13 protein-coding genes are annotated in these 14,399 nt (G+C 67.3%); 5 read left to right on the top strand and 8 right to left on the bottom strand.

Annotated features, from left to right (window positions below; genetic code table 11):
* Positions 1–9: 9 nt before the first annotated feature.
* Together RCO38_RS22355 and purE are read right to left on the bottom strand one after the other, a co-directional pair.
* Positions 10–1,254, bottom strand: coding sequence for a 5-(carboxyamino)imidazole ribonucleotide synthase (locus tag RCO38_RS22355; protein ID WP_308330692.1), 1,245 nt, complete (start codon positions 1,252–1,254; stop codon positions 10–12).
* Between the two features lie 4 nt (positions 1,255–1,258).
* Complete coding sequence (purE, locus tag RCO38_RS22350) at positions 1,259–1,747, bottom strand: 5-(carboxyamino)imidazole ribonucleotide mutase (protein ID WP_066259437.1); 489 nt, start codon at positions 1,745–1,747, stop codon at positions 1,259–1,261.
* Positions 1,748–1,900: 153 nt separating this feature from the next.
* On the opposite strand from purE, the gene trxA reads away from it, so the two are divergent.
* On the top strand, positions 1,901–2,875 hold the full coding sequence (gene trxA / locus RCO38_RS22345) for a thioredoxin (RefSeq protein ID WP_308330688.1): 975 nt from the start codon (positions 1,901–1,903) through the stop codon (positions 2,873–2,875).
* A 112-nt stretch (positions 2,876–2,987) separates the two neighbouring features.
* Here the strand turns inward: trxA and RCO38_RS22340 are convergent, their stop codons facing one another.
* Positions 2,988–3,956, bottom strand: a complete 969-nt coding sequence (locus RCO38_RS22340) for a Bug family tripartite tricarboxylate transporter substrate binding protein (protein ID WP_308330686.1) — start codon at positions 3,954–3,956, stop codon at positions 2,988–2,990.
* 64 nt (positions 3,957–4,020) lie between these two features.
* Positions 4,021–4,944 (bottom strand): dihydrodipicolinate synthase family protein, encoded by a 924-nt coding sequence (locus RCO38_RS22335; RefSeq protein ID WP_308330685.1) that lies wholly within the window; start codon positions 4,942–4,944, stop codon positions 4,021–4,023.
* 179 nt (positions 4,945–5,123) lie between these two features.
* On the opposite strand from RCO38_RS22335, the gene RCO38_RS22330 reads away from it, so the two are divergent.
* A complete protein-coding gene (locus RCO38_RS22330; protein WP_308330684.1) occupies positions 5,124–6,083 on the top strand; it encodes a LysR family transcriptional regulator in 960 nt (319 codons plus the stop codon).
* Here the strand turns inward: RCO38_RS22330 and mgrA are convergent.
* The gene (mgrA, locus tag RCO38_RS22325; RefSeq protein WP_308330857.1) at positions 6,043–7,050 is read right to left on the bottom strand and encodes an L-glyceraldehyde 3-phosphate reductase; all 1,008 of its coding nucleotides are present in this window, start codon (positions 7,048–7,050) and stop codon (positions 6,043–6,045) included. The genes RCO38_RS22330 and mgrA overlap by 41 nt on opposite strands.
* A 273-nt stretch (positions 7,051–7,323) precedes the next feature.
* Here mgrA and RCO38_RS22320 point away from each other — a divergent pair, with 273 nt between their 5' ends.
* A complete protein-coding gene (locus tag RCO38_RS22320; RefSeq protein WP_308330682.1) occupies positions 7,324–7,710 on the top strand; it encodes a DUF4189 domain-containing protein in 387 nt (128 codons plus the stop codon).
* 34 nt (positions 7,711–7,744) lie between these two features.
* Here RCO38_RS22320 and RCO38_RS22315 read toward each other — a convergent pair whose 3' ends face one another.
* Together RCO38_RS22315 and fba are read right to left on the bottom strand one after the other, a co-directional pair.
* Complete coding sequence (locus RCO38_RS22315; protein ID WP_308330681.1) at positions 7,745–8,653, bottom strand: phosphoribosylaminoimidazolesuccinocarboxamide synthase; 909 nt, start codon at positions 8,651–8,653, stop codon at positions 7,745–7,747.
* A 110-nt stretch (positions 8,654–8,763) separates the two neighbouring features.
* Complete coding sequence (fba, locus tag RCO38_RS22310) at positions 8,764–9,828, bottom strand: class II fructose-bisphosphate aldolase (RefSeq protein ID WP_308330679.1); 1,065 nt, start codon at positions 9,826–9,828, stop codon at positions 8,764–8,766.
* A gap of 320 nt (positions 9,829–10,148) precedes the next feature.
* Between fba and RCO38_RS22305 the strand changes: the two genes are divergently transcribed.
* Together RCO38_RS22305 and RCO38_RS22300 are read left to right on the top strand one after the other, a co-directional pair.
* Positions 10,149–11,816: an ethylbenzene dehydrogenase-related protein gene (locus tag RCO38_RS22305; protein ID WP_308330677.1), complete on the top strand. Its 1,668-nt coding sequence runs from the start codon at positions 10,149–10,151 to the stop codon at positions 11,814–11,816.
* Between the two features lie 4 nt (positions 11,817–11,820).
* Positions 11,821–12,921 carry a 2Fe-2S iron-sulfur cluster-binding protein gene (locus RCO38_RS22300; RefSeq protein WP_308330675.1) on the top strand — a complete coding sequence of 367 codons (1,101 nt, stop codon included), beginning with the start codon at positions 11,821–11,823 and terminating at the stop codon, positions 12,919–12,921.
* 39 nt (positions 12,922–12,960) lie between these two features.
* On the opposite strand, the gene pyk is transcribed toward RCO38_RS22300, so the two are convergent.
* A complete protein-coding gene (gene pyk, locus RCO38_RS22295) occupies positions 12,961–14,394 on the bottom strand; it encodes a pyruvate kinase (protein ID WP_308330674.1) in 1,434 nt (477 codons plus the stop codon).
* Positions 14,395–14,399: the final 5 nt, after the last annotated feature.

Raw genomic sequence — 14,399 nt, 5'->3', positions numbered from 1 at the left:
GGCACGGGCTCAGTCCAGCGCGGGCAGACCCAGCAGGGCCAGGACTTTGGCCGCGGTCGCGCGCACCGCGGCCACGCTCGCGCCGGTGATGTTCAGGTGGCCCATCTTGCGACCCGGACGGGCGCTGAGCTTGCCGTACAGGTGCAGATGGGTGCCGGACAGGGCCAGCACCTGCGCCCAGGGCGGTGCCACCGGCTGTTCGCTGGCGGCGCTGCGCACACCGTTGGGGTTGAACCAGAGGTCGCCCAGCAGGTTCACCATGATGGCCGGGCTGTGCTGGCGCGGCGTGGGCAGCGGCAGCCCCGCCAGCGCACGCACCTGCGCCTCGAACTGGGACATGTCGCAAGCGTTCTGGGTGTAGTGGCCGCTGTTGTGCGGCCGCGGCGCCATCTCGTTGACGATCAGGTCGCTGCCGCCCTGGCCGTTGTCGACCACGAAGTACTCGACACAGAGCACGCCGACGTAATTCAGGTGGTTCGCGATGGCGACCGTAGAGGCCTGGGCGCGCGCCGCCAGATCGGCCGGCACCGCGCCGTCGTAGACCTCGGTGAAGGCCAGGATGCCGTCGTGGTGGGTGTTCTTCTGCACCGGGAAAGCGACCACCTGGCCGTCGGCGCCGCGCGCCACGATGACCGAGCACTCGCTCTGCAGCGGCATGAGCTTTTCCAGCACGCAGGGCACTTTACCGAGCTTGTCCCAGGCGGCGGCGAGTTCGGCGCGGTCTTTCACACGGATCTGGCCCTTGCCGTCGTAACCCAGGCGCGCGGTCTTGAGGATGCCGGGCAGCAGGTCGGCCGGCACAGCGGCCAGCAGTTCGGGCGTCTCGATGGCCGCGTAGGGCGCCGGGTAGACGCTGAGAGGGCCGCCTTCCGACGCGGTTTTGACGAAGTGCGCCTTCTCCTGGATGCGGTCCTGCGCCACGGCGACGCAGTTCGCCGACGGCGCGACCGGGCGGTGCGCCCCCAGGGTGATCAGCGCCGGCGCGGGCACGTTCTCGAACTCGGTGGTGATGGCGTCGCAGCGCTGCATCAGCTGGGCCAGACCCTGCTCGTCGTCGTAGGCGGTGTCGATGTGCCAGTGCGCCACCAGGCCGGCCGGGCTGGCCGGATCGGGGTCGAGCACGGCCGTGAAGTAGCCCATGGCCTGCGCGGCCTGCACGAACATGCGGCCGAGCTGGCCGCCACCCATGACGCCCAAGGTCATCTGCTGGCCGCGGTCGGACAGGGCGCCGGGCAGGAGGGGTTTGAGGCTCATGGGGTCAGACGGGCAGGGTCATGTTGCGGGCCGCTTCGGTCTGTTCGGCGCGGAAGGCGAGCAGCCACTGGCGCAGGGCCGGGTCTTCGTTGGCCAGCAGGGCGACGGCGAACAGCGCCGCGTTGGCGGCACCGGCGGGGCCGATGGCGAAGGTTGCGACCGGCACGCCCTTGGGCATCTGGACGATGGAGTGCAGCGAGTCGACGCCCGACAGCGCCTTGGACATCACGGGCACGCCCAGCACCGGCACCACCGTCTTGGCGGCGATCATGCCGGGCAGGTGGGCGGCGCCGCCGGCCCCGGCGATGATGGCCTTCAGACCCCGGCCGGCGGCGGCTTCGGCGTAGGCGAACATGTCGTCGGGCATGCGGTGGGCCGAGACCACGCGCGCCTCGTGCGCGACGCCGAAGTCTTTGAGAATCTGCACGGCGTGCTGCATGGTGTCCCAGTCGCTGCTGGAACCCATGACGACGCCAACCAGGGGGGTGCTCATGGGGTGGGCTCTCGTGCGCGCCGGACGGGCGCTGTTGGAAGGAGACTCGGGTGAGGCCGGAGCGCGCGGGCGGGCGGCTCCGGTAAAGTGCGGATTTTACGTTTCGCGCCACGCCGGCCGCCTCGTCCCGCCCCCACACCACCGCTGCACGCCATGATCAACGTCACCGTCGCCAACTTCGAAGCCGAGGTCATCGAAGCCTCCATGCACACCCCGGTGCTGGTCGATTTCTGGGCCACCTGGTGCGGCCCCTGCAAGGTCATCGGCCCCATCCTGGAGAAAGTCGAGGCCGAGTACGGCGGCCGTTTCAAGCTGGTCAAGATCGACTCCGACCAGGAGCAACAGCTCGCCGCCGCCTTCGGCATCCGCAGCATCCCGACCTGCGTGCTGCTCATCGGCGGCCAGCCGGTGGACGGGTTCATGGGCGCCCTGCCCGAGGGCCAGATCAAGGCCTTCCTTGACAAGCACCTGCCCAGCGAGGACGAGCTGGCGGCTCTGGCCGAGGCCGACGAGGCGCAGCAGATGCTGGCCCAGGGCGGCGAAGGCGAAGCGGCCGATCCCGCCTCGGCGCTGGAGAAACTGGCCCGCGCCGTGGAGCAGGCCCCCGACAACGACGACCTGCGCTTCGAGCTGGTCCGCCAGTGCATCAGCCATGGCCTCTTCGAGCAGGCGGCGGGCGCGCTCGCGCCGGCGCTCTCGCGCATTCCCGTGCCCCTGCGCTTTGACGCGCTGGCCCAGTGGCTCAACGCGCTGGAGTTCGTCGGCACCGACCCGCGCGGGCAGTGGCCGCTGGAGAAATTCGACGAGCTGATCGGCCAGAACAAGCGCGACTTCGAGACCCGCTTCGCCAAGAGCCGCGTGCTGATCGCGATGGGCGAATGGCCCGCCGCGCTCGAAGAGCTGCTGGAGATCATCATGCGCGACAAGAAGTGGGACGACGAGGCCCCGCGCAAGACCTATGTCGGCCTGCTCGAACTCATGACGCCGCCCAAGCCCAAGGCGGACCCGGCGGCGGCGGGCAAGAGTGCCGGCGGCATCGAGCTGGCCGGCAAGGCGGCGGTGGCCGAAGACCCGCAATCCCAGATGGTGTCCCAGTACCGCCGCAAGCTGAGCATGGCGCTCAATTAAAGTCCACCCCCGCGCCGCCTGCGGCGTCACCCCCTCAAGGGGGCGATGCGAGTGGCCCGGCGAAGCCGGTTCCACCGCATCTCTCGACGCAGGCACATCGCTCCGGCTTGGCTTATTCGGGCTTGAAGCCGGCCTCCTTGAGCAGCTCGGCGCTGCGTGCCACGTCGGCGGCCACGAACTGGCGGAACTGGTCCGTCGTCTCCAGCACCGGCAGGATGCCCAGCGCGGTGAACGATCCGGCGCGGGCCAGGCCGGCCGTGGCCTTGTTGATGGCCTTGTTCAGGGCCTGCACGCGGTCGGACGGCGTGCCCTTGGGCGCCCAGACGCCGTACCAGGAGTTGTAGACCATGCCCGGAAAACCGCTTTCCACCGCGGTGGGCACCTCGGGAGCGACACCGCTGCGCTGGGTGGACGTGACCGCGATCGGCTTGACCTTGCCGCTGCGGGCCATGCCCTGCAGGGAGATGATCGAGTCCATCAGCAATTGCACGTGACCACCGGCCACGTCGGCCAATGCGGGCGCCGTACCCTTGTACGGCGTCGTGGTCAGCCGGAGCCTGCCCTGCTGGGCCAGCAGCAGCGTTGCCAGATGGCTGGGCGCGCCCAGGGCCGGCACGGCGGCGGTCCATTTGTCGGGCTGGGCCTGGGCAGCCTCCAGCACCTCCTTGAGGTTCTTCTGCGGTGCGGTCGGAGGGATCACCAGCAGCAGGGGCGCCTCGCCCACGCGCGCCACCGGCGCGAAATCGGTCTGAGGGTCGTAGGGCGGACTGGCCAGCACCTGTTTGGCCAGCACGTGGGTGGCGGCCGAGAACAACAGGGTCATGCCATCGGGCGCGGCGGTCTGCACGGACTTGCCGCCGATGGTGCCGCTGGCACCGGCCTTGTTCTCCACGACCACCGTCACGCCCAGGTCGGTCTGCAGCTGCCGACCCAGCAGGCGCGCGGCCTGGTCCACGCCCCCACCGGCGGCAAAGGGAACGACCAGCCGGAGCGTGCCTTCAGGGAACTTGCCTTGCGCGTAGGCAGGCGCCACCAACGACAGGCCCCACGCGAGGGCCACGATCCATGTCTTGCTCTTCATCGCTCTTGTCTCCACGGGTGGATGGTAGGCGCGCCGGTGGTCCGACCGGCAGCGCCCGGGGGGCTCACTCAGCCAGGCCGGCCGCACGCATCGCGGCCGCGATCTCCTTCTCCGCCCCTTCGGCCAGCGGCCGCAGCGGGCTGCGCACCGTGGCGTGCTCCAGGATGCCGCGCGCCACCAGCGCCCACTTCAGTGCCACGGTGCCTTCCATGTGTGAACCGCGGTGGTAGACGTTGGCGGTGACCGGCAGCAGGCGGTCGTGCAGTTCACGCGCCTTCCTGTAGTCCTTGGCCTTGCCGGCCTTGATCATCTCGACCAGCGGCTCAGGGGCGATGCAGCCATAGCCCACCAGCGCACCGTCCACATCGAACATGGTGTGCAGCAGGTACTCGTCGTGACAGGTCAGGATCTGCAGGTCCGGGCGCTCTTTGCGGATGACCGGGATCTCGCGGTCCCAGCGCTTCATGTTGCGCACACCGTTCTTCATCGCGAACACGCCGGGCAGCGCGGCGATGTCCAGCTGCGTTTCCAGGTCGTAGGTGCACTTGGTCGCGTCGGGGTACTGGAACAGGATCAGCGGCAGGCCGCTGGCCTCGTAGATGGCCTTGTACTTGTCCTGCGGCGCGCCCTTCTGGTAACCGAAGCGCAGCCAGCCGTGCGAGGGGTAGACCAGACCGGCCGAGGCACCGGCAGCGACGGCGCGCTTGGCTTCCTCGGCCGCCACCTGCGTGCCTTCGAGCGTGATGCCCGCCACGATGGGCAGCTTGTCGTCCACCGCCTTGCGGAAGGCTTCGATGACCTTGAACTGCTCGTCGCGTTCGAGGAAGGTGCCTTCGCCGGCGTGGCCGAGCACGGTCAGGCTCTTGACGCCGTCCACGCTGGCGAGCCAGCTGCCCAGCCGCTGGATGGCCGCGTAGTCGACGGCGCCGTCGCGGGTGAAGGGGGTCACGGGGGCGGGGTTCAGACCGCGCATGTCGAAGGCTTGCATGTCAGTTCCTCTGAAAGGGGTTGTTCGGTGCGGTCGCCACGCTGTCTGCCTGGTGACCACCTGGGCGGCGGGGCCTTGCAGGTCCGCCGTCGTGGAACGGACTGTCGGCCAATGCCGGCCATAGCGGAACTGTCTGACGCTACATTTCAGACATACTCATCACACATATCTTTGGACGCATGAACCTCCACCTCTGGCGCCTGTTCCTTGACGCAGCCGACCACGGCAGCCTGAGCAAGGTCGCGGTGCTGCACGGCACCAGCCAGCCGCACGTGAGCCGACAGATCGCCGAGCTGGAACAGCAGTGCGGCGGCCGGCTGTTCGAGCGCACGGGACGCGGCGTCGCCCTCACCGCGCTGGGCCAGCGCATCGCGCCGCGCGTGCGCGTGTGGCTGAGCAGCACCGAGCAGCTGGAGCAGGAGATCCGCAGCACCGCAGGCCAGACCATGGGCCGTGTGCGCCTGGGCACCCTGCCCTCGCTGGCCCACCCCTTCACCAGCACCCTGTTCACGCGCCTGCGCCAGCGCCACCCGCTGGTGCAGCTGAGCGTGCGCGAGGGCCAGGGCGCGCAGCTGGAGACCGGGCTGGAAGACGGCAGCCTGGACCTGGCGCTGCTGTTCCGCCACGGCCAGCCCAACGGCAGCGACGCGCTGTCGCTGGCCGAAGCGGAAACCTTCCTCGTCGGCCCCGAAGGCGACCCGGTGACCGCAAAGCCGACGGTGAAGTTCAAGGCGCTGGACGGCCTGCCGCTGGTGAGCTTCTGCCGCCCCAGCAGCTGGCGCGACCAGCTGGAACAGGTCGCGCGCCAGCGCGGCGTGCAGCTCAACGTGGTGCTCGAAGCCGATTCGCTGGCGCTGCAGCTGGGCATCGCCTCCCATGGCGGCGCCTACGCGCTGCTCGGTTCCTACGCGATCGACGTCGCGCGCAGCCAGCACCGCTTCCAGGCTGCGCGGCTGGTGGACCCGCCCATCGTGCGCCACATCGCACTGGCCCTGGCCCGCAGCGGCCAGCTCAGCCCCGCCACGCGCGCGGTGATGCAGGAGGCACTGGCGCTGGCGAAGGAGATGTCCCTGGACACCACGCGCCCAGCGCCTGCGGTCACAGCCGCTGGTCGGTCGAAGGCTTCTTCCAGAGGTTGATGCCGCCGTCCACCGCGTGCTGGTCGATGGCGGCGAGTTCTTCTGCGCTGAAGCTCAGTTTGTCCAGCGCCCCCACCAGTTCGGTGATCTGCTCGGGCCGGCTGGCGCCGATGAGCGCCGAACTCATGCCCGGGTGGCGCAGCACCCAGGCCACCGCCATCTGCGCCAGGCTCTGGCCGCGCGCCTGCGCCATGTCGTTGAGCGCGCGCACATGGGCCAGGTTCTGTTCGCTCAGGTGCTCGGGCCTGAACGAGCCACCGCCCGGACGGTGGATGCGTGCGTCCTGCGGCACGCCGTTGAGGTACTTGTTCGTCAGCAGGCCCTGCGCCAGCGGGCTGAAGGCGATGCAACCCACGCCCTCGGTCTGCAGGGTGTCGAGCAGGTCCTCTTCCACCCAGCGGTTGAGCAGGCTGTAGGACGGCTGGTGGATCAGCAACGGCACACCCATCTGCCGCAGGATGGCCGCGGCCTCGCGCGTCTTGCCGGCCGAGTAGCTGGAAATGCCCACGTACAGCGCCTTGCCCTGCTGCACCGCGGTGGCCAGCGCGCCCATGGTTTCTTCCAGCGGCGTGTCGGGGTCGAAGCGGTGGGAATAGAAGATGTCGACGTAGTCCAGCCCCATGCGTTTCAGGCTCTGGTCCAGGCTGGCCAGCACGTACTTGCGCGAGCCGCCACCCTGACCGTAGGGCCCGGGCCACATGTCGTAGCCGGCCTTGCTGGAGATGATGAGTTCGTCGCGGTAGGGCCGGAAGTCGCGCCGCAGATGCTCGCCGAAGTTGGTCTCGGCGCTGCCGTAGGGGGGGCCGTAGTTGTTGGCCAGGTCGAAATGGGTGATGCCGGCATCGAAGGCGGTGCGCAGCATGGCGCGCTGCGTGGCCATCGGCGTCGTGTCGCCGAAGTTGTGCCAGAGGCCGAGGGTGATGCTGGGCAGCCTGAGGCCGCTTTTGCCGACGGTGCGGTAGGGCATGCGCTCGTAGCGCTGGGGGTGGGCGGTGTACACGGGGCGTCTCCTGGTGATCGGTGACCAGCACTCTACCCAGTAACTTTTCGGTAACCGGCGCCTCCGGCCGAACAACCCTTCGCGCCCATCCGGGGCGCCTTCCTGCGCTTTCAACCGCGGTGCCGGCAGCTCCGGGTTGTCACCGAACTGCCGCGTCTTCTCCCGATCAGGCAAGGCTCCTGCCATCGCTACAATGACTTTGTTACGCGTTGTTTCAAGTCACCCCCAAGGGAGGAATCCATGTTCACCAAACGCCTTGGCCTGCCTGCGCTGGCCTTCACCGCTCTGTTCCTGTCCGCCTGTGGAGGCGGTGGTGGCGATGGCCCGACCACCCGTGGCGCTATCGCGATCAGCGACACCACCGGAATGGCAGCGATGATCTGGAATGCGGCGGATCAGAATGTCGCCAATGACCAGGCCCGATCGAAATGCGGCGGCGGCGACTGCAAAGTGATCCTTCAGTTTTCGGAGTGCGGTGCCCTGTCCGTTGCCGCGAACAAGTTCATTTACGGCGTGGCGGAAGGCCAATCCGCTGCCGCAGCCCAGCAAGCCGCCGACAGCAGCTGCACCGCCAAGGGTGGCACTGCCTGCGCCGCAGTGGCTGGCCTGCCGGCCCAGTGCAACTGAGTGTGCGGGGATGACGCGGGGCAGCGCCCCTGCCTCACCCCATCAGGCGGGTCAGCGCTTCCTGGTACTTGGCCGAGGTCTTCTCGATCACCTCGCGCGGCAGGCGCGGCGCGGGTGGTGCCTTGTCCCAGGGCTGGCCATTGACCTTGGCGGTTTCCAGCCAGTCGCGCAGGAACTGCTTGTCGTAGCTGGGCGGGTTGCTGCCCACCGCGTACTGGTCGGCCGGCCAGTAGCGCGAGCTGTCGGGAGTGAGCACCTCGTCCATCAGCACCACGGTGCCGTTCTTGTCCAGGCCGAACTCGAACTTGGTGTCCGCGATGATGATGCCCTTCTTGAGCGCGATCTCGGCCGCGGCCTTGTACAGCGCAATCGCCTTGTCGCGGATCTGCGCGGCGATGTCGGGCCCGACCATGGCCACCGTCTGCTCAAAAGTGATGTTCTCGTCGTGCTCGCCCATCTCGGCCTTGGCCGCCGGGGTGTAGATCGGCTCGGGCAGCTTGGACGCGTTCTGCAGGCCCTCGGGCAGCGGCACGCCACAGACTGAGCGGCTGTCCTGGTACTCCTTCCAACCGCTGCCGGCCAGATAACCGCGCACCACGGCCTCCACCGGAATCGGCTTGAGGCGCTGCACCAGCATCGAACGGCCCGTGACCAGGTCCGCCTCTTCGGCCGAGACCACGCTTTCGGGCGCGTCACCGGTGAGGTGGATGGGGCAGATGTTCAAACCCTTGGGGCCGAGCTGGTCGAACCAGAACAGACTGAGCCGGGTCAGCAACTCGCCCTTGCCTGGAATCGGCTCGCCCATGATCACGTCGAAGGCGCTGATGCGGTCGGAAGCCACCATCAGGATGCGGTCCTCGCCCACGGCGTAGTTGTCGCGCACCTTGCCGCGCGCCAGCAGCGGCAGGGACTTGAGGGCGGAGGTGTGCAGGGCGGTGCTCATGATCGGTCGCAGGGAAAAGGACAGACAAGAAAAAAGCCCGCAGACCGAACAGTCAGCGGGCTGTGAACCATTCCCGCGGATTATCGCAGGTCGTCGGTCCGGCGGCAGACTCAGCGGACCTGCTGTGCCAGCTCGCCCTGGGCGTACTTGGCGGCCATCACGCTCAGGGTCTCGCCCTTGATCTTGCCACCCTGGCCTTCGCAGCCGAACTCGATGTAGCGCTGCTTGCAGATGGCCTTGGCGGCCTCGCGGGCCGGCTTCATCCATTCGCGCATGTCGAACTTGTCCGGGTTCTCGGCCATGAACTTGCGCACCGCGCCGGTCATGGCCATGCGGATGTCGGTGTCGATGTTGATCTTGCGCACGCCGTGCTTGATGGCTTCCTGGATCTCGGCCACCGGCACGCCGTAGGTCTGCTTCATCTTGCCGCCGAACTGGTTGATGATCGCCAGCAGGTCCTGCGGCACGGACGAGGAGCCGTGCATCACCAGATGGGTGTTGGGGATGCGGGCGTGGATTTCCTTGACGCGGCTGATGGCCAGGATGTCGCCGGTGGGCGGGCGGCTGAACTTGTAGGCGCCGTGGCTGGTGCCGATGGCGATCGCCAGCGCATCCAGCTGGGTGGCCTTGACGAACTGGGCGGCTTCTTCGGGGTCGGTCAGCATCTGGCTGTGGTCCAGCTTGCCTTCGGCGCCAATGCCGTCTTCCTCGCCGGCGTCACCGGTTTCCAGGTTGCCCAGGCAGCCCAGCTCGCCTTCCACCGTCACGCCGACCTTGTGTGCCATCTCGACCACCGTGCGGGTGACATCGACGTTGTAGTCGAAGCTGGACGGGGTCTTGCCGTCTTCCTTGAGCGAGCCGTCCATCATGACCGAGCCGAAGCCCAGGTCGATGGCGCCGGCGCAGACCTTGGGGCTGGTGCCGTGGTCCTGGTGCATGACCAGGGGGATGTGCGGGAAGGCCTCGGTGGCGGCCTGGATCAGGTGCTTGATGAAGCTCTCGCCCGCGTACTTGCGTGCGCCGGCCGAGGCCTGCAGGATCACCGGCGCGCCGACCTCATCGGCCGCGGCCATCACGGCCTGCACCTGCTCCAGGTTGTTGACGTTGAACGCCGGGATGCCGTAGCCGTTGGCCGCAGCGTGGTCGAGCAGTTCGCGCATGGAAACGAGCGCCATGAGAATCCCCTAGTCAAAGTTGGTAACCGGTCTGTAACTGCGGTGATTTTAGCGGTCGCCGTCGGTGCCATGCGACGGTGCGGGCCCCGGAACCGCCCAAACACACGTCCCTTTCCTGTCGTTACAACGAGACACTTCTTAATAATCTCAACAAGAATCACTCTCATTATTGTTATGATTTTTTACGAATGCCGCTGTGCAGGATGGCAGCTGTCTTTTCGCATTAAAAAAACAGGATGCAAGTGAGCTCGAATGTCCAAGAGGGCGTGTCCCCGCGGTTCCCTACCCATCAGGCCTCATACGCCCCGCCCCGCCCCGTCATGCGCAAGGCGGATTTTCCGACCATGCTGTGGCACACCCTTCTGCTGGTCTCCCTGGTTTTTGCCTTGCTGACCGGTCTGCGCATTGCTGCCGACAACGCCAAGGGAGGGTGGCGGACCCTGCTCGAACCGGTGATGATGCAGGGGGATGTCATTCGATGGCACGCGTGGGCGGCCTTGGCGCTCGGAAGCCTTGTGGCAGGTTACGTCGCCTTTCTCTTGCATGCACGGTTGACCGCGCGGTGGAAAGTCAACCGCATGATGCTGAAGGCGCCGCACCGTCAGGCGCGGTGGCAGGCCCTCAACCGCGCGCTGTACTGGCTGGGGCTGCTGACTTTTCTGGTCGCGCTGATCAGCGGTGGGTGGCTTTACTTCACTCCCTTCTTTGGCTTCATTGACCTGGTGTCCCTGGTCCATGAAATCGCCTCCTGGGCGCTGGTGGCCTACATGGTGGTGCATGTGGTGGCCCAGTTCATGCTGGGTGGACTCCGCCAACTGCTCAAGGTCTTCATTCCCCGGTTCGATCTGTTGCGCTCCGCGACGGTGCTCGGTGTTGCTGCACTGGCGGCCGGAGTGGCCACAGCCACACTGGACTGGCAGGCCACAGGGGAATTGCGGGCCGCACCGGCTGCCGTGGCACCCGTGCTGGACGGCAAGCTGGACGACGAGGTGTGGCAGCGTGCAGACAAGGTGACGGTGATCACAGCCCACGGATGGAACGTGGGCGACCGGGAAACCCCCATCGAAGTGCGCGCCGCGGTGCATGGTGACAGGGTCTATGTCGCCACATCCTGGCCCGACGACTCCCGCAGCTACATGCGCCTGCCGCTGAAGAAGACAGCACAGGGCTGGGTGCGGATGATCGGAGACGATGGCGTGCACACTTACGACGGCGCCGACACAATCGACTACTACGAAGACAAGTTCGCCATCGCCATCAGCCCCAGGAACAACCCGTTTGGCGGAGGCTGGCAGTTCGGCACGGCCCCATTGCCGGGCGTGAAAAAGCCGCTGCAGGGCCGCGGGTACCACTTCACGAAGGACGGTAGCGTGATCGACTTGTGGCACTGGAAAGCCAGCCGAACCGGCGCCACCGGCCAAGCGGAGGACTCCTGGTTCGGAGACCCGGTGAAATACGACCCGGTCAAGCACGAAGTGCGGTACCCCGCCGGCTACGGCAGCGACAAGAAGGAAAAAGGCAGCGGATACCAGGACAACTTCGATAGAGGAGAAAACGGCTGGGCTGTCGCGTGGCCGAGCCGGGCAGTCACTCCGAAATACCTTCCCAAAGACCTCGCGAAGTTGCAGGCGCGCCTGGGCCCCAGCCAGTCGGCGTATGAATCGCACGGCTCCGAGTTCAACCTCGGGCCGGACGAGGTGGTGCCGTATTCCAAGGAGCTTGATGACAGGATTCCGGTCGGCACGATGATCCCGGCCTTGTACTGGGACAAGCCCATCAGGGGCCCGGCGGGCGACGTGGCCAGCCGTGGTCACTGGCAGGACGGCCGCTGGACACTGGAGTTTTCGAGACAGCTGCAAGCACCCGATGCGCAGGATGTGTCGATCACCGACGGCGTCTATCTGTGGTTCGCCGCCTTCAACCACAACCAGACCCGCCACAGCTGGCACGTCGTGCCGCTGCGTCTCCGTCTGCCGCAGGGGGGATAAGCACATGGCACGCATCGAACTGGTCGACTGGCCGCACACACTGGAGAACTCCGGCGAGACTGTGCTGGACACGATGATGATCAACGGCGTCCCGTTTCCGTTCTCCTGCGGAGCAGGCGACTGCGGAGCCTGCAAGGGTCACGTTCTGCAGGGCAAGGTGGAGCACCTGCCCTGCCCGGAAAGCACACTGAGCAAGGAGGAGCGAGACCAGGGACTGGTCCTTGCCTGCCGGTGTACGCCCAAGTCCGACATCCGCCTGCAAACCTTGGGTGAGCTGGTGCACATGCCACCCGTCGTCCAGCAGTTCGGGCGTGTGGTCCACCAGGAAGTCCGGGGTGGCGGCGTGGCCGTGATTCGTGTGGCCTTGCGCAAGGCGGTGGAATTCCGCCCAGGGCAGTACTTCATGCTGAAGTTCGGAGCCCTGCCGGCGCGGGCCTACTCGGTGGCCAGCGTCCCCGGCAGCACCGAGCTTGAGTTCCACATCCGCCGAGTGGAAGGCGGCAAAACCTCCACCCTGGTGACGCAACCCGGGCTGACAGGACAGTACGCCCGTGTCGAAGGCCCTTACGGGCACGGATACTGGCGCGAACAACATGCGGGCCCGATCGTCGCCATCGGCGGAGGCACCGGCCTGGCCCCCATGTGGTCCATTGTTCTTTCCGCACTCTCTGGCTCCGCCCGGCGTGAAGTCCATCTCTACTACGCGGCGCGCACGGCGGATGACTGCTATTGGGAGCAGGAACTGGTCGAACTGGCGCGCAGGCATCCGCACGTTCGCCTGCACAACACGCTCTCCCGTCTTCAGACACCTGATGCGCGGGCGCCGATCCCCCAGCGCGCGCAGCGTGTGACCGACGCGCTGAGGGAGGATTTCAAATCGCTCGCCGGTGCAAAGCTCTACATCGCGGGCCCGCCAGCCCAGGTGGCTGCGGTGTCCGCAGTGGCCAGGGAGCTCGGACTGGACAACCGCGATCTGCACACGGATCCGTTCTCGGACAACCCGGAGCACCACCAGGACAGCTGGTTCAAGCGCACCATGCACCGCTGGCACATCCGGCGCGAGGCCCGCCATTGGCGGCACCACCCGGAGCCGGCGCAGCGGTAGCGGACCGTGGGCCTGCAGGATCACCCTGCAGGCGCCGCTTCAGGCCGCCCGGCAGATCTTCAGGGTGTTGGTGCCGCCCGGCGTGCCCATCGGCTCGCCCACGGTGATCGCGTAGACATCGCCCTTCTGCATCACCCCGCGTGCCTTCAGGTCGGCCTCGGCCTCGGCCAGCGCGGTGTCCCGGTCCGCGCTGGTATCGACCAGCAGCGGCCGCACATTGCGGAAAAGCGTCATCTTGCGCTGCGAAGACAGCTTGGAGGTGACCGCGAAGATGGGCATGCGCACGCTGTGGCGGCTCATCCAGAGCGCGGTTGAACCCGACTCGGTCAGCGCCACGATGGCCTTGGCCTTGAGGTGGTGCGCGGTGAACAGCGCGCCCATGGCGATGGCCTGGTCGATGCGGGTGAAGGTCGCGCCCACGAAATCGTCTTCCAGCGGGTCGTGGTCGGTCTTCTCGGCCTCCTGGCAGATGGCGGCCATCTGCTGCACGGTCTCCAGCGGGTACTTGCCGGCCGCGGTCTCGGCGCTGAGCATCACGGCGTCGGTGCCGTCGAGCACGGCGTTGGCCACGTCGGACACCTCGGCGCGCGTGGGCACCGGGTTGACGATCATGGACTCCATCATCTGCGTGGCGGTGATCACCACCTTGTCCATCTTGCGGGCCATCAGGATCATGCGCTTCTGCAGGCCCGGCACGGCCGCATTGCCCACCTCCACCGCCAGGTCGCCGCGCGCCACCATGATGCCGTCGGACACCCTGAGGATGTTCTCCAGTTCCGGGATGGCCTCGGCGCGCTCGATCTTGGCGATCAGGCCGGGCTTGTGGTTGTAGGGGGCCGCGGCCATGTTGCACAGCTGGCGCGCCAGCTCCATGTCGGTCGCGTTCTTGGGGAAGCTGACGGCCACGTAGTCGGCCATCAGGCTCATGGCGGTCTTGATGTCCTCCATGTCCTTGGCGGTCAGCGCAGGCGCGGTCAGACCGCCACCTTGCTTGTTGATGCCCTTGTTGTTGGACAGCTCGCCGCCGAGCCTGACGGTGGTGTGCACCGCGTCACCGACGACCTTGTCCACCGTCATCACGATCAGGCCGTCGTTGAGCAGCAGCACGTCGCCGGCCTTCACATCGCGCGGCAGCTCCTTGTAGTCCAGACCCACCCCGTGGATGTCACCCGGCTCGGTGCGCGAGGCGTCCAGCACGAAGGGCTGGCCCGGTTCGAGCATGACCTTGCCTTCGGCGAACTTGCCGACGCGGATCTTGGGGCCCTGCAGGTCGGCCATGATGCCCACCTCGCGGCCGGCGCGGCGCGCAGCCTCGCGCACGAGGTTGGCGCGGTCAATGTGGTCCTGCGCCTTGCCGTGCGAGAAGTTCAGCCGAACGACGTTCACGCCGGCGCGGATCATGGCTTCAAGCAGGGCGGGGTCGCTGGACGCAGGACCAAGGGTGGCGACGATTTTGGTGGCGCGCTGGGGCATATGAG

It is taken from the genome of Hydrogenophaga pseudoflava (assembly GCF_031020795.1).
Taxonomy (GTDB): Bacteria; Pseudomonadota; Gammaproteobacteria; order Burkholderiales; family Burkholderiaceae_C; genus Hydrogenophaga; species Hydrogenophaga pseudoflava_A.
This window is presented reverse-complemented; position numbering and strand designations above follow the sequence as displayed.

Coding starts and splice junctions, on each gene's coding strand:
- RCO38_RS22355 (WP_308330692.1), bottom strand. CDS start 1,254: ATGAGCCTCAAACCCCTCCTGCCCGGCGCCCTGTCCGACCGCGGCCAG.
- purE (WP_066259437.1), bottom strand. CDS start 1,747: ATGAGCACCCCCCTGGTTGGCGTCGTCATGGGTTCCAGCAGCGACTGG.
- trxA (WP_308330688.1), top strand. CDS start 1,901: ATGATCAACGTCACCGTCGCCAACTTCGAAGCCGAGGTCATCGAAGCC.
- RCO38_RS22340 (WP_308330686.1), bottom strand. CDS start 3,956: ATGAAGAGCAAGACATGGATCGTGGCCCTCGCGTGGGGCCTGTCGTTG.
- RCO38_RS22335 (WP_308330685.1), bottom strand. CDS start 4,944: ATGCAAGCCTTCGACATGCGCGGTCTGAACCCCGCCCCCGTGACCCCC.
- RCO38_RS22330 (WP_308330684.1), top strand. CDS start 5,124: ATGAACCTCCACCTCTGGCGCCTGTTCCTTGACGCAGCCGACCACGGC.
- mgrA (WP_308330857.1), bottom strand. CDS start 7,050: ATGCCCTACCGCACCGTCGGCAAAAGCGGCCTCAGGCTGCCCAGCATC.
- RCO38_RS22320 (WP_308330682.1), top strand. CDS start 7,324: ATGTTCACCAAACGCCTTGGCCTGCCTGCGCTGGCCTTCACCGCTCTG.
- RCO38_RS22315 (WP_308330681.1), bottom strand. CDS start 8,653: ATGAGCACCGCCCTGCACACCTCCGCCCTCAAGTCCCTGCCGCTGCTG.
- fba (WP_308330679.1), bottom strand. CDS start 9,828: ATGGCGCTCGTTTCCATGCGCGAACTGCTCGACCACGCTGCGGCCAAC.
- RCO38_RS22305 (WP_308330677.1), top strand. CDS start 10,149: ATGCGCAAGGCGGATTTTCCGACCATGCTGTGGCACACCCTTCTGCTG.
- RCO38_RS22300 (WP_308330675.1), top strand. CDS start 11,821: ATGGCACGCATCGAACTGGTCGACTGGCCGCACACACTGGAGAACTCC.
- pyk (WP_308330674.1), bottom strand. CDS start 14,394: ATGCCCCAGCGCGCCACCAAAATCGTCGCCACCCTTGGTCCTGCGTCC.